Origin of the sequence: Sulfurospirillum arcachonense DSM 9755 (genome assembly GCF_000597725.1) — a bacterium.
In the GTDB taxonomy this organism is placed as follows: Bacteria; Campylobacterota; Campylobacteria; order Campylobacterales; family Sulfurospirillaceae; genus Sulfurospirillum_A; species Sulfurospirillum_A arcachonense.
In genome coordinates this window covers 1-24700 of sequence record NZ_JFBL01000012.1, presented here as the reverse complement: position 1 = coordinate 24700, position 24700 = coordinate 1, and the positions used below count along the sequence as shown (strand labels likewise).

Genomic DNA, 24700 nt, shown 5'->3' with positions numbered 1-24700 from the left:
CTAAAATTTCCCTATTATTTTTTATATACACATCAATGGCTTTTTATCGTACTTTATAGAAATATTATTGTAACTAAATATACTTTAGTCAAATAGACTAAACTATCTTACTTGACAACAATACACTCAATGTTGTATAATGCTATCAGCAATTAAACATAAAGAGTGCTAATATGAAGAGAATATCTAAAAGAGACATTATTTTAGAAGCTATTATTCAAGAGTATTTGAATTCAGGAGAGCCTATTGGTTCTAATGAGCTTCAAATGAAAATTGATATGGAAATATCTCCTTCTACAATAAGAATTTATCTTAAAAAACTCTCTGAAGAGGGCGCTTTAGTTCAATTGCACGTTAGTAGTGGACGTGTTCCTACAAATGATGCCTTGATTAATTATTGGAAAGATAGATTAAATCCCACAAAAACTTTAGAAATAAGTAGTATAGAAAATATGGAAGATTCAGTAAATGAACATGGACTCTTTTGTATTGCTCAAAAAAGTACGCGTGAGTTTTTTAGAGAAATTATCGAAGTAAGTGATAGATTTCTTATTTTATCTTTTGATACACAAGAGGTAGTCTTAAAATATAGTGAACAAGTTAAAAGGTTTCTATCTAATTTAATAGGATGTGAGATAAGAGAGTTAAAAAATATCTCTGCTCAGGTAGGTTTGTATGAACTCCATGATAAATTACATCAGATATTGAGCTCTTTTCCTATTTTATTAGCTGGTGAAAGTCAGTTATATGAAATTGCAAAAGAACAAGAAGATAGAAGTTTTATTAACCAATTTTTAAATTATGAATTTTCTTTTGGTTTAAAAGAAGGTGTATATTTTGATGGTTTTGTTCCAAATGGATGTATGGCAATAAAACAGTTAGCTACTATAGAAGAAAATGATGCAAATCTTTTTTGTTTTGGCAAAATAGATAGTGATTTTGAAAGTTTTATGAACTATACATGTAAGTAGGTATAGTTTTATGAAAAAAGAAGTTGAAAATGAGGAGCAATATATGAGTGAAGATGTTGAAAATAAAGAACCTCTTGAAGAAGATAATATAGAGGTAGAAGAAGAAGTAACGACTGAAGAGGAAATTACTGAAGAAGATGAAATTGAGGTATTAAAAGCCAAAGTTGCAGAGCTTGAAGATCAGTATCTAAGAGCTAATGCTGAATTTGAAAATATGAAAAAAAGATTAGAAAAAGAAAAATTTAATGCAGTTTCTTATGCAAATGAGCTTTTTGCAAGAGATATGCTTACTATTATTGATGCACTTGATTCTGCTTCTGCACTTAAAAATAGTGAAGATATAAAACCAGAAGAGTTGTTTGAAAAAGTAAAAGAAGGTATTGATTTAACAGTAGATCAGTTTAAAAAATCTTTTGAAAAACATGGTATAGAGTTAGTTGATATTAGTGGTGAATTTGATCCTAACTTTCATGAAGCTGTTATGCAAGTTGAAAGTGAAGAGAAAAATTCTGGGGAGATTCTACAAGTATTCCAAAAGGGATACAAAATAAAAGATAGAGTATTAAGACCAGCAATGGTTAGTATAGTTAAGTAAGCGAGATAAAAATAAAGACGACTGCAAAGTTGTGCTTTAGTGCAATAAATTTTTAAAGGATTATTTCTTTAAAAAGAAAACAATAAAATGATAACAAAGGATAAAAAATGGGAAAAGTAATTGGAATTGATTTAGGAACAACAAACTCTTGTGTTGCAATATATGAGCGTGGTGAAAGTAAAGTTATTGCTAATAAAGAAGGAAGAAATACAACTCCTTCAATTGTAGCTTTTACAGATAAAGATGAAGTTTTAGTTGGTGAAACTGCAAAAAGACAAGCGGTAACTAATCCTAAAAGAACAATTTATTCTATTAAAAGAATTATGGGTCTTATGAGTGATGAAGAAAATACACTTGAAGCGAAAAAAAGATTACCATATGCTATCGTAGATAGAAATGGTGCTTGTGCAATTGATATTGAAGGTAAAGTGTATACTCCTCAAGAAATTTCTGCAAAAGTACTTATGAAACTAAAAGAAGATGCTGAAAGCTTTTTAGGTGAAGAAGTAACTGACGCAGTTATTACAGTTCCTGCTTATTTTAATGATTCTCAAAGAAAAGCAACAAAAGAAGCTGGTACAATCGCTGGTCTTAATGTTTTAAGAATTATTAATGAGCCTACTTCAGCAGCACTTTCATATGGTCTTGATAAAAAAGATGCTGAAAAAATCGTTGTTTATGATTTAGGTGGTGGTACATTTGATGTTACTGTTTTAGAAACTGGTGATAACGTTGTTGAAGTTTTAGCAACTGGTGGTAATGCATTTTTAGGTGGTGATGATTTTGACAACCGTTTAATTGATTGGTTAGCAAGTGAATTTAAAGCTGATAATTCAATTGATTTAAAAAATGATGTAATGGCTCTTCAAAGACTAAAAGAAGCAGCAGAAAATGCAAAGAAAGAGTTATCTTCATCAACAGAAACAGAAGTTAACTTACCATTTATTACTGCAGATGCAAGTGGACCTAAGCATTTAGTTAAAAAATTAACTCGTTCTAAATTTGAATCTATGATTGAGGATTTAGTAGATGAAACTATCAAAAAAATTGCTACAGTTGTTAAAGATAGTGATTTAAGTAAAGATGAAATTAAAGAAATCATTATGGTTGGTGGTTCAACTCGTGTTCCTTTAGTTCAAGAAAAAATTAAAGCATTTTTTGGAAAAGAATTAAATAAATCTGTAAACCCTGATGAAGTTGTTGCTATTGGTGCTGCTATTCAAGGTGCTGTTATCAAAGGTGATGTAAAAGATGTACTTTTACTTGACGTTACTCCTTTAAGTCTTGGAATTGAAACTCTTGGTGGAGTTATGACTAAGTTAATTGAAAAAGGTACAACTATACCTGTTAAGAAAACTCAAACTTTCTCAACTGCTGAAGATAATCAACCAGCTGTTACTATTCATGCACTACAAGGTGAGCGTGAATTTTCTAGAGATAACAAATCATTAGGTCAATTCAATCTAGAAAGTATTCCACCAGCTCCTCGTGGTGTTCCTCAAATTGAAGTTGCATTTGATATTGATGCAAATGGTATTTTAACTGTAAGTGCAACTGATAAAGCAACAGGAAAAGCTCAAGAAATTAAAATTTCTGGTTCATCTGGACTTGATGAAGCAGAAATAGAAAAAATGGTAAAAGATGCTGAACTTCATAAAGAAGAAGATAATAAGCGTAAAGAAGCAGTAGATGCTAGAAATCAAGCTGATGCTCTTGCTCACCAAACAGAAAAGTCTCTTTCTGAAATGGGTGATTCAATAAGTGCTGAAGATAAAGAAAAAATCGAAAGTGCTTTAAAAGATTTAAAAGATACTTTAGCTGATGAAAACTCTTCAAAAGAGCAAATTGATGAAAAAGTTAAAGCTCTTACAGAAGCAAGTCATAAATTAGCAGAAGCTATGTATAAAAAAGACGAAGGTGGTGCTGAAGGTGCTGAACCTAAAGGTGCAAAAAAAGACGAAGACGTAATTGACGCAGAAGTAGAATAATTTTATAAAAGTATGAGCTAGAAAATCTAGCTCATACTATATTTTATGATTTTATTGTAAATTGGAATTGTTTTTCCATTTTTATTGATTCATCTCTTCCATAGACCACTATTTTTCGATCTACAGTTATTTTTTTAGAAGATATTTTATTTGGATAATCAACATGATTTAAAATATGTTTTATAGCATTGAGTCTAGCTTTTTTCTTATTATCGCTTTTAACAACAGTCCAAGGGGCTGCTTCTGTATGAGTTGCACTTAACATCATAAATTTAGCTAGTGTATATTTGTCCCAATACTTTTGAGATTCTTTGTCTACAGGAGAAAGTTTATGCTGTTTGAGTGGATCTGTTTCTCTTGCTTTAAACCTTCTTTTTTGTTCTTCTTTTGAAACAGAAAAATAAAATTTAAAGATTTGAATATCTTCATCTTTAATCATAACTTCGAATTTTGGAGCATCTTTTAAAAATTTATGGTGTTGTCTTTCTGTACAAAATCCCATAACAGGTTCAACCATTGCTCTGTTATACCAACTTCTATCAAATAATACAATTTCACCAGCACTAGGTAAATGTTCAACATATCTTTGAAAATACCATTGAGTTCTTTCTGTGTCACTAGGTTTTTCAAGGGCTACTACTCTTGCACCTCTTGGATTTAGATGCTCAGTTATTCTTTTGATTGTTCCGCCTTTTCCAGCAGCATCTCTTCCTTCAAAAATCATGAGTATTTTAAGTCCTTCTGCTTTTACATGATTTTGGAATTTTAAAAGTTCTACTTGTAGACTTCTTAATTCTTCCTCGTATTCCAAAGTTTCTTTTTTTACCCAAATTTGTACTTTATTTTCTCTATTTTCACCCATTAGTAGTCCTTTTTTTAGAAGATAGTATATTATACATCGTTTATATTAATGAAATGTTTAGAGTTATTTGATACAATTAGTCAAATTATTATTAAGGTTTATAAGTGAAGTATTTTTTTAAGTTAATTTTATTGATATTAATTTTTGTAAGTTCTATGGAAGCTATCACACAAAAAAAGGTTTTATCTCCTGAAGAAGCATTTCAAATAAGTGCAAAACGTAGTGGTGATGTAGTTTTTATTAATATTGAACTTGGTAAAGATATTTATATTTATGCTGATAAATTAAAAATTAATATAATTCATCCAATAAAAATTTCTTTAGATAACGATATTAAAAAGCCAAAACCAATAGAGGATGATGATCATAAAATATATAATAAACCTATAAAACTTCTCATTCCTATTTCTATTATTAAAAAATATGTACAAAGTGGTAAGTTTAAATTAGAAGTGCAATATCAAGGATGTGCAACTTCAGGTATATGTTATCAGCCATTAAAAAGTCATTTTGAGTTTGATTTGGGTGGAGTCGATATAAATGGCAATACTAAAGGAGATCTTTCAGAACAAGATTCAATAGCTCAAAGTTTAACTAATAGTAGTATTTGGATAGTTTTACTAACTTTTTTTGGTTTTGGAATTTTACTTTCACTTACACCTTGTATTTTCCCTATGATACCAATACTCTCTTCCATTATTGTTTCACAATCAAATGAAAACATGTCAACAAAACGAGCTTTTATTCTTTCATTAGTTTATATTTTAGCAATGTCAGTTGCTTATACAATAGCAGGTGTATTAGCTGGATTATTTGGCTCAAACATACAAGCAGTACTTCAAGACCCTTGGGTTATAAGTGTTTTTAGTTTGATTTTTGTTACTTTGGCTTTTTCTATGTTTGGATTTTATGAAATTCAAATGCCTTCATTTATACAATCTAAATTAACAAAAAAATCAGATGAAATGCAAGGACAAGGTATTCTTGGTGTTGCTATTATGGGATTTTTATCAGCACTTATAGTTGGGCCTTGCGTTGCTGCACCACTTGCGGGAGCTTTGATATATATAGGACAAAGTGGAGACGCACTTTTAGGTGGATCTGCTTTGTTTGTTATGAGTATGGGGATGGGATTACCTCTTCTTATTATAGGCACAGGAGCTGGTAAATATATGCCAAAACCAGGAGCTTGGATGGATTCTATAAAAGCTGTCTTTGGTGTTATTATGTTGGCTCTTGCTGTTTGGATGCTATCTCGTGTTTTTGCTGCAGATATTATTATGTTTATGTGGACGGCATTAGTTATCAGTTCCGCAGTATACCTTGGTGCATTAGAACGCTTGGAGCAAGATGCAAGTGGTTGGAAAAAACTAATAAAAAGCTTTGGTGTGATTGTTTTTATTTATGGTATTATGCTTTTTATTGGTTCTATGACAAATGCAACGAATCCTCTAAACCCACTAGAAAAATTTTCTACTATGACAACCTCTTCTAATTTTAAAAAAGTAAGTAAAAAGACAGAGTTTCAACAAGTTGTAACACTTAAAGAATTAAAAATACTTATAGCTGAGTCTACAAAACCAGTAATGGTTGATTTTTATGCTGATTGGTGTGTGAGTTGTGTAGAGCTTGAACATTATACTTTTTCAGATAAGAGTGTAAAAGAAAAACTTCAAAATTTTACTCTTTTACAAATTGATGTGACTAAAAATACGGAGGAAGATAAAAAGCTTTTAAAAGAGTTTGGGCTTTTTGGACCTCCTGCTATCATGTTTTTTAAAAATAATACAGAGTTAAAAAATAAAAGAGTCATTGGATATAAAAATGCAAAAGAATTTTTAGAACATATAATAAATATTTAGTGGTTATTATATCAGTAAAATTTTTGTATAATTAAAACTTTAATATACAAATAACTAAAGGATTTTTTTTGAAAGTAATTCTAATTATAGATGTAAAAGGTTTAGAAGATAAAGATTTATTTGAAAAGCATTTGTTAAAAGAGGGATTTTCTCCTATCGAAGATGAAGAATTTGCTTATGAAGGTGAAACTACAACACATTTAAATAATACAAAAGCATATATTGTAGAGGTAGTAACTAAAGGACTTCAAAAAACAAATTTTGAAACTTGTAAAATTATTTTTCAAGTAGGAGATAATGCTATGGAAGCATATGAATTTAACAAAAGAGAAAACACTTTTAGTGGTGTAAGTGTAAGTTAGTTTTTCAATAAGTAAGAAGAGGGTATTCTTCTTACTTTTCTTTAAAATAATCTAATGCTTTTTTTAAATCTTCTGCAGTATCTATTCCAAAACTTTCACTCTCAACTCGTACCATAGCAATTTTTTTACCGTAGTAAATAGCTCTTAATTGTTCTAGTTTTTCTATATTTTCAAGTGGGGCAGGGCTTAATGCACAAAACTCTTTTAATGATTTTTTAGTAAATCCATAAATGCCTAGATGTCCAAAGTACTCTAAGTGTTCTTCTCTATCATAAGGGATTTTACTTCTTGAAAAGTATATAGCATTTTCATTTGCATCATTTATAACTTTTACATGATTAGGATCATTTGCAAATGTTTTATCTATGAGTTTGTAACAGCTTACCATCATAGCATCACTATTTTTAACTCTATCAATAACTTTTTGTACTACTTCAGGCTCAATAAAAGGTTCATCAGCTTGAACATTTACTATAACTTCATTTTCATCAATATCAAGCTTGCTAGCAGCCTCATTTATCCTATCTGTTCCACTTTGATGGTTTGTCCCTGTCATAACAGCTTTATATCCATACTCTTTTGCTAAATCTATAACTTCTTGTGAATCTGTAGCTATGACAACGGTATCTAATTCATGAACTCTTTTTGCTGTTGCAATAACCATAGGAAGACCATTTATATCAGCTAAAATTTTATTTGGAAATCTATTAGATGCCATACGAGCAGGAATAATTATCATATTAGTTACCCTTTATAAAACCAAGTATCGATTCTTCTATATCTTGTTTATCAACAACTTTATCATGCAAAATCTCTTTTTCAAAAAGTGAATTTATAGACTCAGGAATCTTTACATGTAAAGATTTATGTATCCCTTTAAGTGCTTCTTTATCGCTATAAGTATTGTTATCATTATTGATAGCATTAAACATAGTAGGAGCGAATTTTGTCCACTCTGCGGTTGAACATAGGACTGAAGGAATATTTTTTTCTTTTAGCTCATTGTATGCTTTTATACATGTAGCAGTATGAGGATCCATAATATATCCATCATTTGCAAATTCTTTAATAGTATTTTTAGCAAAATTGTCATCACAATATACAGCAGAAAAATCTTTTTGTAACTCTTTTAATTCTTCATCACTCAGTTTGTAATATTTATTTTCTTTTAACTCTTCCATCATCTCTTTTGTTCTTGAAGCTCCATATTTATCAAATAAAACTCTCTCAACATTTGAAGAGATAAGTATATCCATAGCAGGACTTGTTGTTAAAAAAAGTTCTCGTTCTCTTAAATCATATTCACCTTTAGTAATTAAATCAGTAAGAATATTGTTTATATTTGAAGCAATAAGAATTTTTTCAATAGGTAAACCCATTTTTTTAGCATAATAAGCACCAAGTGCATTCCCAAAGTTACCACTTGGTACTATTTGGTAAAAGCTTTCACCTAGACTTATACGATTTTGTTTGAGTAATGAAATATATGCAAATACATGATAAATGATTTGAAATATTATACGTCCAAAGTTTACAGAGTTTGCTGCACTCAGTTTAATGTTATCTTTTACTAATTCTTCTTTAAAAGAAGCAGAAGCTAAAAGGTTTTTAAGAGCATTTTGTGCATCATCAAAATTTCCTTCTATTCCTATAACTTTTAAGTTTTTACCAGCTTCTGTTACCATTTGAAGACGTTGCACATCACTTGTTCCACCACTTGGGTATAAACAAGCAACTTTGATATTCTCTTTATTTGCAAATGTATCAAGTGTAGCAGGTCCAGTATCTCCACTTGTTGCAGCTAATATTAGATACTCTTGATTTTGTTTTTTTGCAAGATCTGAGAGTATATGTCCAAAAGGTTGAAGAGCCATATCTTTAAAAGCACGAGTAGGTCCATGATAAAGTTCGTTTACGAAAAGATCATTTTTAATTTGTGCTAGAGGAACAGGATTGTTTTTATCATCAAAATTATCATAGAGTTTTACTGCATCTTCTAAAACATCTTTGTCAATATCAATATTGAAAAGTTCTAGTATATCAAGTGTAATTTGTTTGTAACTTTTTTGAGTGGCAAGTTGCAAAAATTCTAAATCTATTTTCGGTAAATTTTCAGGAACATAAAGACCTCCAAAACTTGCACTTGGGTTCATGATAGCATAAGAAAATTCTACTTTACTTTTCTTTTTTCCATCATTTCCTCTTGTCTCTATAAACATATTATTTTTCCTTTATTTCATTTTCTATAAGAGTACATATACCTTCACTCGTAAAAAGCTCGAGTAATATAGAGTGTTCTACTCTTCCATCTATAATTTGAGCACTTTTGACACCACTATTTAGTGCTTCTAAACAAGCATCTACTTTAGGAAGCATTCCTCCAGTAATAGTTTGATTATCTTTGAGTCTTTGTACTTCTTCTTTATTAAGTTTTGTGATAAGTTTACCTTCTTTATCTAAGATCCCTTTTGTATCTGTTAAGAAAATAATTTTTTCTGCTTTTAAAGCAGCAGCTATTTTACTAGCACAAAAATCTGCATTGATATTGTATCCCGCATGTGTTGAGTCATTACCAGAAGCAATTGGAGCAACCACCGGGATAAAACCTTCTTTTATGAGATTTTTAATAACTTTTTTATCTACTTTGGTTATATTTCCAACTAATCCATATTTACCATTATCTAAAGGTTCTGCTTTGATAAAGTTAGCATCTTTTCCTGTTATACCTATAGCTTTTGCACCATGATGATTTAATAAAGTTGTTATTTCTTTATTGATACTTCCACTCAGAACCATTTCAACCACTTCCATAACTTGCTCATCCGTTACACGAAGTCCATCTACAAATTCACTTTTTATATCTAACTTATCTAGTAAAGAGCTAATCTTATTTCCACCACCATGAACAATAACAGGTTTTAATCCTATGAGATGTAAGAGAATAATATCTTGAGCAAATTTATCTTTTAAGACAGGATTTATTTGAGCTGAACCACCATATTTTATTACAATAGTTTTTTTTCTAAAACTTTTTATATAAGGAAGAGCATCTAATAATGTTTTTACTTGTGCAAGTTTAGTTTTCATATATTTCTCCTTTAACTTGAACAAAGTCCAAGTTAAATTCTTCTTGTATTAGGAAGAATATTCTTAATTCTTTGTTTTTTAAGGGCTAATTTTATCTAAATTCAGCTAAAAAAGTGTTTACTTGTTTTTTTATATCAGGATTTATGTTTACACTTAAGTGTAAAATAGATAATGGGAGGTTAAAATCTTGCATTTTTACCATATCTTTTTCTGTAGTTAAAATTGAAGTGGCTTCATAATTTTTTAGAAGCTTTTCTAATTCATCTTTTGTGTACATGTAATGGTCTATAAAATAAACTTTACCTACTAAATTTTTAGGAAGATATTCATCCAATCTTTGAGGTTTTGAAATAGCAGTAACAAGAAGCATTTTTTTAGTTTCATTTGAGAGTGTAACAGATCTAGTAAAATCTTTATTTTCTTCTACAACTAAATGAGCATATTTGTATAAAAACTTAGGTTCTCTATAGGCTCCACTTGGTAGTGTAAAGTTAAGTTTTGGCTCAGGAATTGGACGTAAAAGGATATCAAATTTTTCTATGTGTGCTTTAGAAAAGCCATCATCTAAAAAAACAGCCTTACAGCCTATTTGATAAGCGTATTCGATAGCTTCTACTCTATCTTCACTAACTATTACAGTAGCTTTTGGAAGGGCTAAAGCATATAGCATAGCTTCATCACCACTTGTTTTTATATCAGTCTCTTTTGTTACTACATGTAAACCTTTTGATTTTCTACCATAACCTCTTAACACAATAGCAATATTTTCATAATCTTTAGCAAGTGAGATAAGAAAAGGAGTTTTACCACTACCTCCAATAGTTAAGTTACCAATACTCACTATAGGAATCGAAAGTTTTATTTTTTTTGCGGTAATTCTTTTTGTTAAAACTATAAAAGAATAAATAAGACTCAGTGGAAAAAGTAAAAATGCTAGAAAAAATTGAAGTTTGGAGGAGGGGTAGAAAAGATACTTTTCTACCCAAGATATAAAGTTTTGTTTAAACACGATTCTTGGCAATTTGTTTTATTTGTTCGCAAATATAGTGTACATCTTTATCATTTAATCCTGCATATATTGGAAGTGAAAGAATTTGTTGGTAATTTGTTAGAGCATTTGGAAAGTCATTTACTCTTAAATTATATTTTTGTTTATAATAGCTTAAGAGATGTAGAGGTATAAAATGAAGAGAGGTATAAATACCATTTTCTTTTAATTCTTTTGCAAAACCATCTCTATTTTTATCAACTTTAATTATATATTGGTCATATGTATGATTACTTTTTTTAACTGGAAGAGAAATATGTGGGCAATCTTTTAGCTCTTTATCATAAATAGTTGCAATTTCAAGTCTTCTTTTTATCGAATAATCATTTTTCTTTAATTGACCTATCGCAAAAGCCGCATTGAGTTCATTAAGATCATACTTAAATCCAATATCAACAACATCATATACATAACCAAGGTTACCAAATCTATCCCAACCATCGCTTACAATAGCGTGATTTTTAAGGAGCCTTGCTCTTTGCATTAAATTATCATCATTAGTAGTCATAATACCAGCATTTGCAATTGCATTTTTCATTTGAGGAGAAAATCTAAAAATAGTAATATCAGAACCAGTAGTTCCTACTTTTTTATTGTTATAATTTCCACCTAATGCTTGAGTAGCATCTTCTACTACTTTGACATTATAGATATTAGCAAGTTCATATATTCTATCTAAATTCGCTATTTGTCCTGCTACATGTGAAACAAAAATAGCTTTGAGTTTTTTATGGTTACTTTTTTCTAATACTTTTTCTAACTCATTGACGTCCATATTGAAATCATCTTTATCAATATCAACAAAGATAGGCTCTGCATCAAAGTGTCTTACGACTTCAGCAACTGCAGGAAAAGAGTTAACAGAACAGATAATCTTATCTCCTCGTTTTAAATCAAGAGCACACATTGCAAGATGCATAGCAGCAGTTCCATTGCATGTAGATACAGAGTGTTTTACTCCTACGTACTTTGAAAAATTACTTTCTAGTTCCTCAATTTTTGATGAGTCTTCAAAATCTAATACTTCATTAATAAGTGATTTTTCAGTATTGTCAATCAATGGTTTATAAAACGGAATTTCTTTCATATGTGTCCTTTACATTTTTATATCACGAGGGTATAAAAAATCATGACCTATGGTTCTATGCCCTAATTTCGCAATTATTGGTAGTTTTCTTTTAAATTGATTTTGATAAATTTTTTGAGTAATCAAGTCTACTAATTCTTTATCAAACTTATTTTCTAACAACTCTTCTTTACTTAATCTCTCATCTACAAATGCTTTTAAAGCAAGGTCTAGCTGTGCATAAGTAAAACCTAAATCTTCTTCATCACTTTGGCCTTCCCATAAATCTGCTGTAGGAGGTTTTTTGATTATAGAATCTGGTACACCTAAGTACTCTGCAAATTCAAATACTTCAGTTTTATACATATCTCCAATAGGATTAATTGCACTAGCTAAATCTCCAAACATTGTACCATAGCCTAAAAGAAGTTCACTTTTATTACTTGTTCCTAAGACTAAACTAGAATATTTTGCAGATAAGTCATACAAGACTGACATTCTCATTCTTGCACTAAAATTACCTATTCTTAGATTTGTTTTTTCTTTGTCTTTAAAATAAATTTCGACTAAATCACCGATATATACAGTTTGATTTATAATATTAAACTTTGTACAAAGTTCATTTGCATCATCAAAACTGCTTTGGCTTGAACTAGAACTTGGAAGCATAACTGCGCGAAAATTTTCTCCAAAAGCTTTTTGTGCAAGTACGGCAACTACAGCAGAATCAATACCACCACTAAGTCCTATAATAGAACTTTTTAGACCAGTCTTATAGACTTCATCTTTTAAAAATTTAACAAGATAATTTTCTATAAGCTCGTACTTTTTCACAGTATTTTTCTTTCAAAATTTAATTTAAATAATTATACTAAAGAAAATATTAATTATTTCTTTTATATATAAGTTCTTAATTTAAGTTTTAAGTGTTTTTAAGTACTATCAAGTAGAATAAAATTCTTAGTGAAGATAGTGTAAGTTAAAGGAAGACAAAATGAATATTACATGCCAACCTATGGGTATGCTTCAAACAAATTGTTATATTATTGAAAATGATGGTAAAGAAATTATTATAGATCCAGGCATAGAAGCTACTAATTGGGTACTAGCGAATGTTGAAAATCCAATAGCAATTTTAAATACACATGGGCATTTTGATCATGTGTGGTCTAATGCAGAGTTAAAAGAAAAATTAAATATTCCCATTTATGTTCCTATTGATGATGCATTTATGCTAAAAGATGATCCTTTTGGGCAAGGGACACCTTCAAGTCAAGCAGATGTTTTAGTAACAGGTGATCAAGAATTTGATATAGCAGGGTTAAAGATTACATATATGCATTTTCCAGGTCACACACCAGGATGTAGTGCTATTTTAATAGAAAATTCTCTTTTTAGTGGGGATTTTATTTTTAAAGGCTCTATTGGTAGAGTAGATTTCCCTTACAGTAGTCCTGAAGATATGAAAAAAAGTATACAAAAGCTTTTACATGTAGAAGAAAATTGGATTGTTTACCCAGGTCATGGTGAATCAACAACAGTATTTGCAGAAAAACAAGTTTTACCTATGTGGATAAATATGATTTAAAGAGTAAACCTCTACATGTAAAGGTTTATTTATACGAACGATCAGCATTTTTAATTTTTGTTTTAAAAATATGTTGTTCTAAAACTATAGCGTGAAATATTCCTTCATATATTTTTATTTCATTTATAAAACCCATTACTTTAATTTCACGTTTTCTACTATCTTCAAACTTTGCTTTTGCTTCAAACTCTACAAGATCGTCTAGTTTTGCTGGAGCTAAAAACTTTGAGCGTGAGCCAATAATAACAACATTAGGCTCATTGACCGCAACCGCAGCAGCATAATCAGCAGCGCCAAAAATAAATCCACTATGGATGAGTCCGAGCTCATCTACAATCATCTCTTTTGTTGTCAATAAAGTAGTTTTTGAATATCCTGCTTCTAAGCTTATAATAGTTCCACATAAATTGCTTTTTATTTTACCATGTGTTTGTAAATTTTCTTTTTTATCATCAATTGCATGTAAAGAAGTCTCTTCTTCATTTTCATCAAAGGCATCATCAAAATTTTCTTCTTCTATTTCTGCCAATTCTTCTGTGATTTCTTCACTCATATAAGCTTCCTTGCTTTCGTTTATACTTTATATATCGGTTAATTATTTTTTTAATTTAATGTAGACTCGTTTAGGTGCAGGATATCCTTCAATAGTAATATCTAGATTGTTAGGGTCTAAAAAGTCACCTAAACTTTCACCTAAAATCCAATCTGTTCTTCTTTGTTCATTTAATTCCGTTTTTTTAACTTCTAGAACTTCAAAAGAGCTAAATTTTGCTTTTTGGGACCAATTTTCTAAGGCTTTTATAGTTGGCACAAAATATATGTTTGGTATTTTTGAATATGTAAGACCAGGACATAAAGCATGGGGTTCATCACCATCTATCATAAAAGTATCAAGTATTACCTCACCATTTTTATTAAGACTTTTGTATAACTCTTTGAGCATATTTACAGGATCACTTCTATGATAGAGAACACCTAAACAAAATAGTATATCAAATTTATGTTCATAAAAAGGAAGATGCTCAACCCCTAAAAGTTCAAATTTAATATCTGTTTTTGCAAAGTGATTAATAAAATCAAATTGCATTTTACATAAGGCACTAGGGTCAAAACCTATGAGCCTTTTAGGTTTATCTTCTAACATTCTAAAAAGATAATAGCCATTGTTACAGCCTATATCTCCAACAATTTTATCTTTTAAATTAAAATAAGGTCTTATAAGATTGTATTTAATATAACTTTTCCATTCAGTATCTATAAAAGTATCAAAAACTTGAAAAGGTCCTTTTCTCCAAGGGCGTAAACCTAAAGCTGCTTGATGAATTTTTTCTTTATCATCAACGCTTATATGAGAATTTGTTATATTTAGGGTGTCTCCTAAAGAAAATTCAACATTTTTTATTTCAGGAAGATTATCAACTATAGCTTTTCTAACTTTATTATCTTTCCAGCCAAAACATTTTTGGCGTTCATTTCTGATGTTATTTAAATTCATTTTATTATATTACTTATTCTTGTATGGAATTATTTGTGGTGTCTTTTACTTTTTTAATAATTCTTTTAGTGCCATCTTTAATTTTTTGGTATTCAATGAGGTTTTCATCACATACTTTGTGGTACATTCCTACAGCATCATAGTACTCTTTACAGTCGTTGTAATATCTTGTACTAATGCCTCTATCATTGACATAAAGACAGCCAGAAAATAAAAATGGTAAAATTAGGATTAATATTTTTTTCATGAGCAACATAATAGCATTATATTTGTTAAACATTTATAATATAATTAAAGAAGAAAAACATCATATTAATATCAGTAAATTAATAGTAAAATCATATAAAAATAAAAAGGTAAATAATGAATCGAGTTTTAGAGTATTTTAAAACTATAACACAAACTCCAAGATGTAGCTTTAAAACAGATTTTATGCAAGAAAAAATTATAGAGATTTCAAAAGAGTTAGGCTATGAGGTCAGTGTTGATAAGAGTGGCAATATTTTATGTAAAAAAGGCAATCCAAAAGTATGTTTACAAGCTCATTATGATATGGTTTGTTTAGGTGATGTTGCAAATATAGAGTTAGTAGAAGACAATGGAATACTAAAAGCAAAAAACTCTACACTTGGTGCAGATAATGGTATGGGTATGTCTATTATGTTTACATGTATGGAAAAATTCACTGATTTGGAGTGTCTTTTTACCAATGATGAAGAAGTTGGACTTATAGGAGCTTCTAATTTAGATTTACAGTTTAGTTCATCTTGTTTGTTAAACCTTGATGGTGAAGAGGAAAAAGAGATTTATATTGGTTGTGCAGGTGGTATTGATGTTATCTCTACACGCAACTTAGAGTATCTTCCTCTAAAAGATGAAGAGTTTATTTATGAAGTGGGTATTTTTGATTTATCTGGTGGACACTCAGGTGTGGACATAGATAAGAGAATAGATTGTGCAACAAAAGTATTAGCAGCAGAACTTATAAAACATGATTGTAAACTTTTGCATATTGAAGGTGGAGAGTTAAGAAACTCTATTGCTAAAAATGCTAAGGCGGTAATTGCTACATGTAAAGAGTTTAAAGCTTACAATAGTGCTTTACATGTAAAGAAAATTGAGCATAAAAAAGAGTATATTAAAGATGGTGTTAATATTATAAAAGCTTTACACTCTTTTGCTCAAGGAGTAAGAAGTTTTGATAAAAGCTATATGATACCTTCAACGAGTATCAACTTAGGTGTACTTAGAATAACGCAGGGTGTTTTAAAGATAGATTGTTCTGCTAGGGCAATGAAAAACAGTGATTTAGTAAATTTAGCATATGAAACAGAGTCATTTTTTCAACTTATAGGTTGCGAAACATCTCAAAAAGATGGACATGAGCCTTGGGTTCCTGATGTTGGTACGTTTGCAAATATTGTCAAAAAAGAGATGTCAAAAGTATATGATGATGCAAATTTTTGTGCTATTCATGCTGGTTTAGAGTGTGGTATACTAATGCAAAGACAATCTAAGAAAATAGAAGCAGTAGCAATTGGTCCAACTATAAAATATCCACACTCATTAAGAGAAGAGTGCGATTTATCTTCGGTGGAGCGAATTAGTAAAGTTGTAGAAAATATAGTGGAGGGATTATAGTATGGCACTAATGAAATCAGCCGATATAAAAATCGGCACAAAATTAGAATATTTTGTGTTAGAAGACTCTTTTGGCGAAAAGTTTGATTCAAAAGAATCTTATGGTAAAGATGGAATGATAATCGCTGTAATGTGTAATCATTGTCCTTATTCGAATGCAATTTGGGAAAGATTAGAAAAAGTAGCATCATTTGCTAAAAAGCTTGATATCAATACAGTCGCAATCAATCCAAATATCCATCCAAATTATCCTGAAGATAGTCCTGCACATATGATTGATAAAATCAACGAATTTGGTTTGAGCTTTCCTTATTTAGTAGATTTTGATCAAAAAGTATCAAAATCAATCGGTGCAGTTTGTACTCCAGATATATTTTTATTTGATGGTGAAGGTGCATTATATTATCATGGTCGTTTAGATGATAACTGGCATGATCCTAAAAGTGTTAAAGATGAAGATTTAAGAGAAGCAGTAATTTCTCTTTTTGGCAAACAAGAGGCTCCTACGAAACAATTTAATGCCCAAGGATGTTCTATAAAATGGATAGATACAGTAACAGGATGAGTGAAAATAAACATATAATTATAGTAGAAGATGAAGCTATTATCGCTATGGATATACAGCATTGTCTTGTGGATTTTGGTTATGTTGTTGATGAGGTAGCTACTACGACAGATGAAGCAATGTTTTATATAGAAAAATATTTACCAAATTTAGTTTTGATGGATATTAAATTGAATGACAGTGCTGATGGAACAACGATAGTTGATTTAATACAAACAAAGTTCAATATTCCAGTAGTATATTTAACTTCTTTTACCGATAATGAAACTTTAAAAAAAGCTCAATCAACCAAACCGTATGGTTATGTAGTTAAACCAGTTGATGAAAAGCAGTTAAATAGTGCAATTCTTATAGCTTTATCAAGATTTGAAGAAGAAGAAAACAGTAACAATGGTGAAGTAATACAATTAAACAGTGAATATGAATATGCATTAAAAGAAAAAAATTTATATCATTTAAATGAAAAGGTGAATTTAACTAAAAAAGAGGGAGAGTTTTTCTTTTTTATGGTATCAAATAGAAATAAAGCTGTTCATTATAATAAAATCATAAAAGAGTTATGGGATAATGATGATGTTCCTACTTCAACGCTTAGAAGCTTAGTACGAAGAGTTAGAGATAAACTCAATGATGATTTGATAGAAAATGTTTCTTCTGAAGGGTATAGGATAATAGCTAAGTAATTACAACGATATTTGTAAGTGAAGTTCGGAAGAGGCAGCGGATTATGGATTGTGGATAAGTGTAAAGTTCCTCTTCCTAGTGAAAATTATACAAGAAAAAAGTATGCATTTTGTGCCATTTTAGTTAAAATTGTGCCATTATTGAGTTTTTTTGAAATCTATTTGATATTTAATTCCATTTAAATTTATAATTTCTAATTTTCCTTTTAATTGATATTTCACAAGTTCATACACAAGAGTCATCCCTAAAGAAGAAGGTTGTTGTGTTTTTTGAGATAAATGTTTTACACCTTTGCCATCATCAGCAACAATAAGTGTAAAGAGATTTTCTTTTTGTATAAGTTCTATAGTAATAGTACCTTTTTTATTATCTGTATAGGCATGTTTAAAAGAGTTTGTAATAAGTTCATTTACTATTTGCCCACAGGCAATTGCTTGTTCTATAGTAAGACTTATGTCAGTACAAGAAACTTGGAAAGTGACATTATTTTCAGTGTCAAATGATTTTTTTAGGTTTTGAACTAAAGAATGAATATAAGAATTGAAATTAACTTGAGTAAAGTCAGTTGAGCTATAAAGGTTTGTGTGTATAAGTTCCATTGTTTTTATACGGTTTTGAAGACTTTTAAATATATCTTTTATATTTTCATCTTTAATCTGTCTACATTGCATTCTTATGAGACCTGTAATAATAGCAAGATTGTTTTTGACTCTATGATGAATTTCTTTTAAAAGAATAACTTTTTCGTTCAAGGAATTTTCAAGTTTTTCTTCAGCTTCTTCTCTATCTTTTATTTCATTTAATAGTGAGTCTTTTTTTATATTAAATTGGTTTTCAAACTCTCTTTTTTGTTTTTCCAATTGTTGTTCTAATTCTTTTTTCATAAAAGATAAGGTCTTTAATTTATACTTAACAAAAAGAACAATAGACATAAATCCACAAAAAGTTATGAGATAGAGTATATTATTTCTATATTCTAAACAATAAATACTGTTATGGCAGTTGTTAAAAATATAATTTGCTCCTACAAAAACTAAAAACATAGCGAATAGTATAAAAGAAGTTATTTGCCAAAAAAGTGTTTTTTCATTTTTATTATCCAACTTTAAAACTTCCTTTGCTTTTACAATACTCTTTTAAAAAACATTTTTCTTCGCATTCTGGTTTTATTGCCTTACATACATATCTACCAAAAAGAACCATTCCTTGATGCAGTATATGTAAATCTGTTTTAAATTTTTTTGTAAGTTCTACTTCCGTTAAAATAGCAGTTTTTGCAGAACTAATTCCTAGTCTATGTGCAACTCTAAATACATGTGTATCAACGGCCATCAAGTTTGCACCAGCATACTCAATCATAACAACATGAGCAGTTTTTTGACCAACACCTGCAAGTGTAACAAGACTTTTTTCATCAAGAGGAATTTCACCTTCAAAATTTTCCATCACAGCTGTTGCCATTTTTATAAGATTTACTGCTTTATTATTGAAAAATGAACAAGATTTAATTAACTCTTTTACATCATCCAAATTAGCTTGACTTAATTTTTCTACGTTAGGATATTTATCAAATAATTTAGGCGTAATTATATTTACTCTTTTATCAGTACACTGTGCTGAGAGCATTACAGATATGAGAAGTTCATATAAATTATTATAATTTAATTCTGTTACGGCATCACTATAATTTGAAATTAAAATTTCTTTTATTTCTAAAATTTCTTTTTTAGTAGCTTTTTTCATTTGTGCATTATATCAAAATGTTAATTAATTGTTTAAATTGGTAATATATAATCATACTTTAATTCAAACATTAGTAAAATAATGTAAATTTATGAATACTACGAAGGAATCAGATGAAAAGAGTTATTATTGGAAGTTTAGCAACTATTGCTATGAGTATGAGTCTAAATGCGGCAGTTTATGCAACTGTAGATGGTACAGAAGTTACAGATAAAGATGTAGCTAGTTTATTAAGAGCAATGCCAGGTGCAAAGTTTGAGGCACTACAAAAAGATCAACAAAAACGTGTTATTGATCAAGCAATAGAAAGAAAACTTTTATCAAAAGAAGCTATTAAAAGTGGTATTGAAAAAGATGCTGAATATAAAAAGACTTTATCATCTATTAAAGGTGATTTAGCACTTGAAATTTGGATGAAAAGAGTTTTTGAAAAGATTAAAATTTCTGAAAAAGATGCAAAAGCATATTTTGATAAAAATAAAGATAAATTTGTTAAACAAGCAACTACAAAAGCAAGACATATTTTAGTGAAAAGTGAAGCTGAAGCAAAAGCAATTATCAAAGAGTTAAAAGGCTTAAAAGGTGAGGCATTAACAAAAAAATTCATCGAGTTAGCTAAAACAAAATCAACAGGTCCTAGTGGTAAGAATGGTGGTGATTTAGGTTGGTTTAATGCAAAACAGATGGTAAAACCTTTTAGTGACGCTGCTTTTGGACAAAAGAAAGGTGAAATTACAAAAACTCCAGTAAAAACTCAATTTGGTTATCATGTTATTTTAACAGAAGACAAAAAAGGTGGAGAAAAAGTGAAGTTTGCAGATGCAAAAGTTCAAATTGAAAATGGACTAAAAATGGAACAATTTCGTAAAGATGTTGCAGCAAAAGCAAAAGATTTAAGAAAAAAAGCTAAAATAGTAATTAAGTAGAAGGTATTATATGACAAGTTCTAAAATATTTGATTTTGTAAAACCTGGTGTTTTATGTGGCAATGATGTTACAAAAGTTTTTGAAGTAGCCAAAGCAAATAAGTTTGCTTTGCCTGCAGTAAATGTAGTAAGTACTAGCTCGGTAAATGCTGTTATGGAATCTGCAAAAAATGTAAATTCACCTGTTATTGTGCAATTCTCAAACGGTGGAGCACAATTTTATGCAGGTAAAGGATTAGATACTATAAAATCAGGTATTTTAGGAGCTATTAGTGGAGCTTTACATGTACACACCGTAGCTGAAGCTTATGGTGTTCCTGTAATCCTTCATACAGACCATGCAGCAAGAAAACTTTTACCTTGGATAGATGCTCTTTTAGAAGCGAGTGAAGACCATTTTGCAAAAACTGGTAAACCTCTTTATAGCTCACATATGATTGATCTTTCAGAAGAGAGTTTAGAAGATAATATCAATACGTGTGTAGAGTATCATAAAAGAATGAGTAAAATTGGTATGACTTTAGAGATTGAACTTGGTTGTACTGGTGGTGAAGAAGATGGAGTTGATAATACTCATCTTGATAATTCAGCACTTTATACTCAACCTGAAGATGTTGCATATGCATATGAAAGACTAAATGCAATTAGCCCTAACTTTACTATTGCGGCTTCTTTTGGAAATGTACATGGTGTATATAAACCAGGAAATGTTCATCTAACTCCAAAGATTTTAGATAACTCACAAAAGTATATTCAAGAAAAATTTGGAACTTTAGAAAAACCAGTTAATTTTGTTTTTCATGGTGGAAGTGGAAGTGAATTAGCTGATATTAGAGAAGCTATTGAGTATGGTGTTATTAAAATGAATATTGACACAGATACGCAGTGGTCATTTTGGGAAGGTACTAAAGAATATGTTGAAAAATATGATGCATATCTTCAAGGTCAAATCGGAAATCCAGAGGGTGACGATAAACCAAATAAAAAATATTATGACCCTAGAAAATGGTTAAGAGCAGGTGAAGAAGCTACTATAGCTAGACTTAAACGTGCATTTTCTGATTTAAACTGTTTAGATAGAAATTAAAAATAAAAGAGCCTATTTATGTAGGCTCTTCACTCCTTATGACATTCAATCCATCTCCTTTTGAAAAATATAATTTTAAAAATCAACAAATATATATAAAAAGAGACGATCTTTTACATATAGATTTTTCCGGTAATAAAGCAAGAAAATTTCATTGGTTTTTAAATCAAGAATTTACAAATATAAAAAGAGTCATATCTTTTGGTTCCAATCAATCAAATGCAATGTATTCACTTTCTGTTATGGCGCAACTTCGAGGCTGGGAATTTATCTATTTTTGTGACCATATCCCTCACTTTTTAAAAGAAAATCCCATTGGTAATTACAAGTATGCTCTGCAAAATGGTATGCAAATTTTAGAGAGTAAAAACAGAAAAGATGATGCTTACCTGTATACTTCAAAAAATGATCTTATCATAGAAGAGGGTGGCAGACAAAAAGAGGCTGAGTTTGGAGTGAAAATTTTGGCTGAAGAACTTATAAAAGATATACAAAATGAAGGCATCACAAATCCTTATATTTATCTGCCATCAGGAACAGGAACAACAGCCTTGTATTTACAAAAGCATTTGCCATTTAGAGTCTTTACATGTAGCTGCGTTGGAAGTGATGAATACTTAAAAGAACAGTGGAAAATGGTAGAAGATGATGAGAGTATATTTCCTATAATTTTAAGTAGTCCAAAGAAGTATCATTATGGTAAATTAGACAAAGAGTTATATGCACTTTGGAGTGAGTTAAAAAGCGATATGGGAATAACATTTGATTTGATGTATGACCCTGTTGGCTGGAAGAAATTTTTGTTACATGTAAAGCAAATAAATGGAACTCCTATCTTTATTCATCAAGGAGGAGTTAAAGGCAATGAATCTATGCTTGAGAGATATAAACGCAAGTATGGTATAATTTGAGATTATAAGGAAGAAAATGAAACAAATAGCAACAAATAATAATAATTTTAAAGAAGAGTTTAATGAACTATTAAAACGTGGACATATGGACATGGATAATGTCTCAAAAATAGTTTTAAATATAATTTCTGAGATAAAAAAAGATGGAAATGAAGCTCTTAAAAATCATATAGAAAAGTTTGATATGTGGTTACCAAAAAATGATGAAGATTTAGAAATATCACAAATTTCTATGAAAAATGCTTATGAAGATTTAGATAAAGATTTAAAAGATGCTTTGCAACTAGCCTATGATAGAATTAAAACTTATCATGAAAAACAAAAACCTACATCTTGGTTAGATTTTGAAGAAAATGGTAATGTTCTAGGACAAAAAGTAACTCCTGTAGATAGGGCAGGTTTATATATTCCTGGAGGGAAAGCAGCATATCCTAGTTCTTTACTCATGAATGCAATTCCTGCAATAGTAGCAGGTGTAAAAGAGATAGTAGTATGTACACCGGCTCCAAATAATGAATTAAACTCACTTTTACTCGCTGCTATGCATCTTTGTGGCATTAAAAAAGCTTATAAAGTTGGAGGTGCTAGTGCAATTTCAGCTATGGCTTATGGAACACAGAGTATTCCTAAAGTGGATGTTATTACAGGCCCAGGTAATATTTTTGTAGCAACTGCAAAAAAACTAGTTTTTGGTGAAGTACATATCGATATGATAGCAGGTCCTAGTGAAATTGGTATTTTAGCTGATGAGAGTGCTGATACAAACTTTTTAGCGATAGATTTGTTAAGTCAAGCAGAACACGATGAAATGGCAAGTTCGATTTTGATAACTCCTTCACAACGTATTGCTGATGAGACAAGTAAAAAAGTATATGAGTGGTTAGAAAAATTAAATAGAAAAGATATTGCTATGGCTTCTATAAAAGACAGAGGTGCAATCATTGTGACAAAAGATATGGATGAAGCGATTGAGCTTATGAATGAAATCGCACCAGAACATCTAGAAGTTATGACAGAACATCCTTTTGATTTATTGCCTACTATAAAACACGCAGGGGCAATTTTTATGGGAAGATATACTCCTGAGCCAATAGGTGATTATATAGCTGGACCAAATCATACTTTACCAACAGGAGGAACTGCAAAGTTTTATTCTCCTCTTGGTGTAGAAAATTTTATAAAAAAATCTTCAATAATAAGTATGAGCAAAGAAGGTATAAGTAACATTGGAAAAGAGTGTGCATTACTTGCAAAAACAGAGGGATTGGGTGCACATGCTGCTGCTGTTTTGGAAAGATTGAAATAAGGCAAAAAAGTATTTAATACCTCTATAAAAAAGTTGGGATAAATTCTCAACTTCTTCTTCATATATGTACCTTAGTACAATAGATAATAAAGTAGTATTTTAGTAATATAATAGTTATAAAAACTAATAAAAGGCTGTTTTATGTCAAAAGTTATAGGAATAGTAAAAGAAATAATTGGGACTATCAAGGTTACAACAGAAGATGGAGCAGTAAAAATACTTTCAATGGGTGATCAAATCCATGAAAATGACATAATAGATGCAATGGTTTCAAGCCAGGCAACGATAACATTAAATAATGGAAAAGAAGTTATAATTGATGGAGATACATCAACAGTTTTAACTGATGAATATATAAACTCATTTACCCCTGAAGTAGCTGTAACAAGTACGGATAATGACATAAAAGCCGTAGAAGATTTATTAGCAAATGACGAAGAAGGAACAGCAGCAGGTCAAGAAGGTGCAGTTGCAGGTGGATTAGGAAGTGCATACTATCATGATAGATTAAATTTTGGTGATGATGGATATGAATTAGATAGAACAGAATTTCAAAGAACTTCACCTTTAGTTGATGGCAATAATGAACCTATAGAAACTATAATTCCAACAGCTCAAACAACTTCAACAGTAGTAGTATCAGATGTAAATGATGGACCAACAATCACTGCAGATAATAGTACAACAGATGAAGATACAAGTGTAACAGTAGCATTTACTCCAGCAGATGTAGATGGAACAATCGTATCAACAACAGCTACAGTACCAGCAGAGCAAGGAACAGTAGTAGTAAATGCTGATAATACATATACATTCACACCAGCTGAAAACTTTAATGGTGATGCAACAATTACACTTACTACAACAGATGATGATGGAGCAACAGCTCAAACAACTTCAACAGTAGTAGTAT

The 24700-nt window shown here is 30.0% G+C and carries 26 protein-coding genes; 14 read left to right on the top strand and 12 right to left on the bottom strand.

Annotation, left to right across the window (positions count from 1 at the left end; translation table 11 throughout):
- The first annotated feature begins 173 nt into the window (after window positions 1-173).
- The 3 genes from K354_RS0109925 to dnaK all read left to right on the top strand — a co-directional run bounded on the left by K354_RS0109925 (window position 174) and on the right by dnaK (window position 3554).
- Window positions 174-971 (top strand): HrcA family transcriptional regulator, encoded by a 798-nt coding sequence (locus K354_RS0109925; protein ID WP_024955344.1) that lies wholly within the window; start codon window positions 174-176, stop codon window positions 969-971.
- 10 nt (window positions 972-981) lie between these two features.
- Window positions 982-1566: a nucleotide exchange factor GrpE gene (grpE, locus tag K354_RS0109920; protein WP_084607360.1), complete on the top strand. Its 585-nt coding sequence runs from the start codon at window positions 982-984 to the stop codon at window positions 1564-1566.
- A 107-nt stretch (window positions 1567-1673) separates the two neighbouring features.
- The gene (gene dnaK, locus K354_RS0109915; RefSeq protein ID WP_024955342.1) at window positions 1674-3554 is read left to right on the top strand and encodes a molecular chaperone DnaK; all 1881 of its coding nucleotides are present in this window, start codon (window positions 1674-1676) and stop codon (window positions 3552-3554) included.
- Window positions 3555-3597: 43 nt separating this feature from the next.
- Here the strand turns inward: dnaK and ppk2 are convergent, their stop codons facing one another.
- Window positions 3598-4416, bottom strand: coding sequence for a polyphosphate kinase 2 (gene ppk2, locus K354_RS0109910; protein ID WP_024955341.1), 819 nt, complete (start codon window positions 4414-4416; stop codon window positions 3598-3600).
- A gap of 104 nt (window positions 4417-4520) precedes the next feature.
- Between ppk2 and dsbD the strand changes: the two genes are divergently transcribed.
- Window positions 4521-6278 (top strand): protein-disulfide reductase DsbD, encoded by a 1758-nt coding sequence (gene dsbD / locus K354_RS0109905; protein ID WP_024955340.1) that lies wholly within the window; start codon window positions 4521-4523, stop codon window positions 6276-6278.
- A 68-nt stretch (window positions 6279-6346) separates the two neighbouring features.
- A complete protein-coding gene (locus K354_RS0109900) occupies window positions 6347-6640 on the top strand; it encodes a hypothetical protein (protein ID WP_024955339.1) in 294 nt (97 codons plus the stop codon).
- Window positions 6641-6671: 31 nt separating this feature from the next.
- Here K354_RS0109900 and kdsB read toward each other — a convergent pair whose 3' ends face one another.
- From kdsB to K354_RS0109870, 6 genes are all read right to left on the bottom strand, one after another.
- Window positions 6672-7379, bottom strand: a complete 708-nt coding sequence (gene kdsB / locus K354_RS0109895) for a 3-deoxy-manno-octulosonate cytidylyltransferase (RefSeq protein WP_024955338.1) — start codon at window positions 7377-7379, stop codon at window positions 6672-6674.
- Window position 7380: 1 nt separating this feature from the next.
- On the bottom strand, window positions 7381-8859 hold the full coding sequence (thrC, locus tag K354_RS0109890; protein WP_024955337.1) for a threonine synthase: 1479 nt from the start codon (window positions 8857-8859) through the stop codon (window positions 7381-7383).
- Window position 8860: 1 nt separating this feature from the next.
- A complete protein-coding gene (gene argB, locus K354_RS0109885) occupies window positions 8861-9727 on the bottom strand; it encodes an acetylglutamate kinase (RefSeq protein WP_024955336.1) in 867 nt (288 codons plus the stop codon).
- A gap of 91 nt (window positions 9728-9818) precedes the next feature.
- Window positions 9819-10748, bottom strand: coding sequence for a tetraacyldisaccharide 4'-kinase (locus tag K354_RS0109880; protein ID WP_037940635.1), 930 nt, complete (start codon window positions 10746-10748; stop codon window positions 9819-9821).
- A complete protein-coding gene (locus tag K354_RS0109875) occupies window positions 10729-11862 on the bottom strand; it encodes a DegT/DnrJ/EryC1/StrS family aminotransferase (RefSeq protein ID WP_024955334.1) in 1134 nt (377 codons plus the stop codon). Before K354_RS0109875 ends, K354_RS0109880 begins: the two co-directional genes overlap by 20 nt.
- Before the next feature lie 9 nt (window positions 11863-11871).
- Window positions 11872-12675, bottom strand: a complete 804-nt coding sequence (locus K354_RS0109870; protein WP_024955333.1) for an NAD+ synthase — start codon at window positions 12673-12675, stop codon at window positions 11872-11874.
- Between the two features lie 160 nt (window positions 12676-12835).
- Here K354_RS0109870 and K354_RS0109865 point away from each other — a divergent pair, with 160 nt between their 5' ends.
- Entirely contained in the window at window positions 12836-13429 is a 594-nt protein-coding gene (locus K354_RS0109865; protein WP_024955332.1) for an MBL fold metallo-hydrolase, read from the top strand.
- Window positions 13430-13454: 25 nt separating this feature from the next.
- Here K354_RS0109865 and K354_RS0109860 read toward each other — a convergent pair whose 3' ends face one another.
- Genes K354_RS0109860 through K354_RS14925 form a run of 3 tightly spaced genes read right to left on the bottom strand, consistent with a single transcriptional unit; the run spans window position 13455 to window position 15171 of the window.
- Complete coding sequence (locus K354_RS0109860) at window positions 13455-13982, bottom strand: hotdog domain-containing protein (protein ID WP_156928228.1); 528 nt, start codon at window positions 13980-13982, stop codon at window positions 13455-13457.
- Between the two features lie 42 nt (window positions 13983-14024).
- On the bottom strand, window positions 14025-14924 hold the full coding sequence (gene cmoB, locus K354_RS0109855; protein ID WP_024955330.1) for a tRNA 5-methoxyuridine(34)/uridine 5-oxyacetic acid(34) synthase CmoB: 900 nt from the start codon (window positions 14922-14924) through the stop codon (window positions 14025-14027).
- Between the two features lie 13 nt (window positions 14925-14937).
- Complete coding sequence (locus K354_RS14925; protein WP_084607362.1) at window positions 14938-15171, bottom strand: hypothetical protein; 234 nt, start codon at window positions 15169-15171, stop codon at window positions 14938-14940.
- A gap of 116 nt (window positions 15172-15287) precedes the next feature.
- Here K354_RS14925 and K354_RS0109850 point away from each other — a divergent pair, with 116 nt between their 5' ends.
- From K354_RS0109850 to K354_RS0109840, 3 genes are read left to right on the top strand one after another with little or no spacing between them, the layout of a single operon-like run.
- A complete protein-coding gene (locus K354_RS0109850; RefSeq protein ID WP_024955329.1) occupies window positions 15288-16565 on the top strand; it encodes a zinc-binding metallopeptidase family protein in 1278 nt (425 codons plus the stop codon).
- A gap of 1 nt (window position 16566) precedes the next feature.
- Window positions 16567-17130, top strand: a complete 564-nt coding sequence (locus tag K354_RS0109845; protein WP_024955328.1) for a thioredoxin family protein — start codon at window positions 16567-16569, stop codon at window positions 17128-17130.
- Window positions 17106-17813, top strand: a complete 708-nt coding sequence (locus tag K354_RS0109840) for a response regulator (protein ID WP_169733430.1) — start codon at window positions 17106-17108, stop codon at window positions 17811-17813. Before K354_RS0109845 ends, K354_RS0109840 begins: the two co-directional genes overlap by 25 nt.
- A 138-nt stretch (window positions 17814-17951) precedes the next feature.
- On the opposite strand, the gene K354_RS0109835 is transcribed toward K354_RS0109840, so the two are convergent.
- The gene (locus tag K354_RS0109835; protein WP_024955326.1) at window positions 17952-18917 is read right to left on the bottom strand and encodes a sensor histidine kinase; all 966 of its coding nucleotides are present in this window, start codon (window positions 18915-18917) and stop codon (window positions 17952-17954) included.
- The gene (gene nth / locus K354_RS0109830) at window positions 18910-19557 is read right to left on the bottom strand and encodes an endonuclease III (protein ID WP_024955325.1); all 648 of its coding nucleotides are present in this window, start codon (window positions 19555-19557) and stop codon (window positions 18910-18912) included. The genes K354_RS0109835 and nth overlap by 8 nt, the downstream gene beginning before the upstream one ends.
- 113 nt (window positions 19558-19670) lie before the next feature.
- Between nth and K354_RS0109825 the strand changes: the two genes are divergently transcribed.
- From K354_RS0109825 to K354_RS14200, 5 genes are all read left to right on the top strand, one after another.
- Window positions 19671-20483 (top strand): peptidylprolyl isomerase, encoded by an 813-nt coding sequence (locus K354_RS0109825; RefSeq protein ID WP_024955324.1) that lies wholly within the window; start codon window positions 19671-19673, stop codon window positions 20481-20483.
- Window positions 20484-20493: 10 nt separating this feature from the next.
- Complete coding sequence (gene fbaA / locus K354_RS0109820; RefSeq protein ID WP_024955323.1) at window positions 20494-21570, top strand: class II fructose-bisphosphate aldolase; 1077 nt, start codon at window positions 20494-20496, stop codon at window positions 21568-21570.
- 38 nt (window positions 21571-21608) lie between these two features.
- On the top strand, window positions 21609-22481 hold the full coding sequence (locus K354_RS0109815; RefSeq protein ID WP_024955322.1) for a 1-aminocyclopropane-1-carboxylate deaminase: 873 nt from the start codon (window positions 21609-21611) through the stop codon (window positions 22479-22481).
- A gap of 16 nt (window positions 22482-22497) precedes the next feature.
- Window positions 22498-23787, top strand: a complete 1290-nt coding sequence (hisD, locus tag K354_RS0109810) for a histidinol dehydrogenase (RefSeq protein ID WP_024955321.1) — start codon at window positions 22498-22500, stop codon at window positions 23785-23787.
- A gap of 141 nt (window positions 23788-23928) precedes the next feature.
- Window positions 23929-24700, top strand: a 772-nt coding sequence (locus K354_RS14200; protein ID WP_037940633.1) for an Ig-like domain-containing protein, incomplete at its 3' end; no start/stop codon positions are given.

Bases quoted from the DNA above. Each gene is read 5' to 3' on its own strand.
- K354_RS0109850 (WP_024955329.1), top strand. From the start codon at position 15,288: ATGAATCGAGTTTTAGAGTATTTTAAAACTATAACACAAACTCCAAGA.
- dnaK (WP_024955342.1), top strand. From the start codon at position 1,674: ATGGGAAAAGTAATTGGAATTGATTTAGGAACAACAAACTCTTGTGTT.
- nth (WP_024955325.1), bottom strand. From the start codon at position 19,557: ATGAAAAAAGCTACTAAAAAAGAAATTTTAGAAATAAAAGAAATTTTA.
- ppk2 (WP_024955341.1), bottom strand. From the start codon at position 4,416: ATGGGTGAAAATAGAGAAAATAAAGTACAAATTTGGGTAAAAAAAGAA.
- fbaA (WP_024955323.1), top strand. From the start codon at position 20,494: ATGACAAGTTCTAAAATATTTGATTTTGTAAAACCTGGTGTTTTATGT.
- K354_RS14925 (WP_084607362.1), bottom strand. From the start codon at position 15,171: ATGAAAAAAATATTAATCCTAATTTTACCATTTTTATTTTCTGGCTGT.
- grpE (WP_084607360.1), top strand. From the start codon at position 982: ATGAAAAAAGAAGTTGAAAATGAGGAGCAATATATGAGTGAAGATGTT.
- K354_RS0109815 (WP_024955322.1), top strand. From the start codon at position 21,609: ATGACATTCAATCCATCTCCTTTTGAAAAATATAATTTTAAAAATCAA.
- hisD (WP_024955321.1), top strand. From the start codon at position 22,498: ATGAAACAAATAGCAACAAATAATAATAATTTTAAAGAAGAGTTTAAT.
- K354_RS0109840 (WP_169733430.1), top strand. From the start codon at position 17,106: ATGGATAGATACAGTAACAGGATGAGTGAAAATAAACATATAATTATA.
- K354_RS0109865 (WP_024955332.1), top strand. From the start codon at position 12,836: ATGAATATTACATGCCAACCTATGGGTATGCTTCAAACAAATTGTTAT.
- cmoB (WP_024955330.1), bottom strand. From the start codon at position 14,924: ATGAATTTAAATAACATCAGAAATGAACGCCAAAAATGTTTTGGCTGG.
- argB (WP_024955336.1), bottom strand. From the start codon at position 9,727: ATGAAAACTAAACTTGCACAAGTAAAAACATTATTAGATGCTCTTCCT.
- K354_RS0109860 (WP_156928228.1), bottom strand. From the start codon at position 13,982: ATGAGTGAAGAAATCACAGAAGAATTGGCAGAAATAGAAGAAGAAAAT.
- K354_RS0109875 (WP_024955334.1), bottom strand. From the start codon at position 11,862: ATGAAAGAAATTCCGTTTTATAAACCATTGATTGACAATACTGAAAAA.
- thrC (WP_024955337.1), bottom strand. From the start codon at position 8,859: ATGTTTATAGAGACAAGAGGAAATGATGGAAAAAAGAAAAGTAAAGTA.
- K354_RS0109925 (WP_024955344.1), top strand. From the start codon at position 174: ATGAAGAGAATATCTAAAAGAGACATTATTTTAGAAGCTATTATTCAA.
- kdsB (WP_024955338.1), bottom strand. From the start codon at position 7,379: ATGATAATTATTCCTGCTCGTATGGCATCTAATAGATTTCCAAATAAA.
- K354_RS0109825 (WP_024955324.1), top strand. From the start codon at position 19,671: ATGAAAAGAGTTATTATTGGAAGTTTAGCAACTATTGCTATGAGTATG.
- K354_RS0109845 (WP_024955328.1), top strand. From the start codon at position 16,567: ATGGCACTAATGAAATCAGCCGATATAAAAATCGGCACAAAATTAGAA.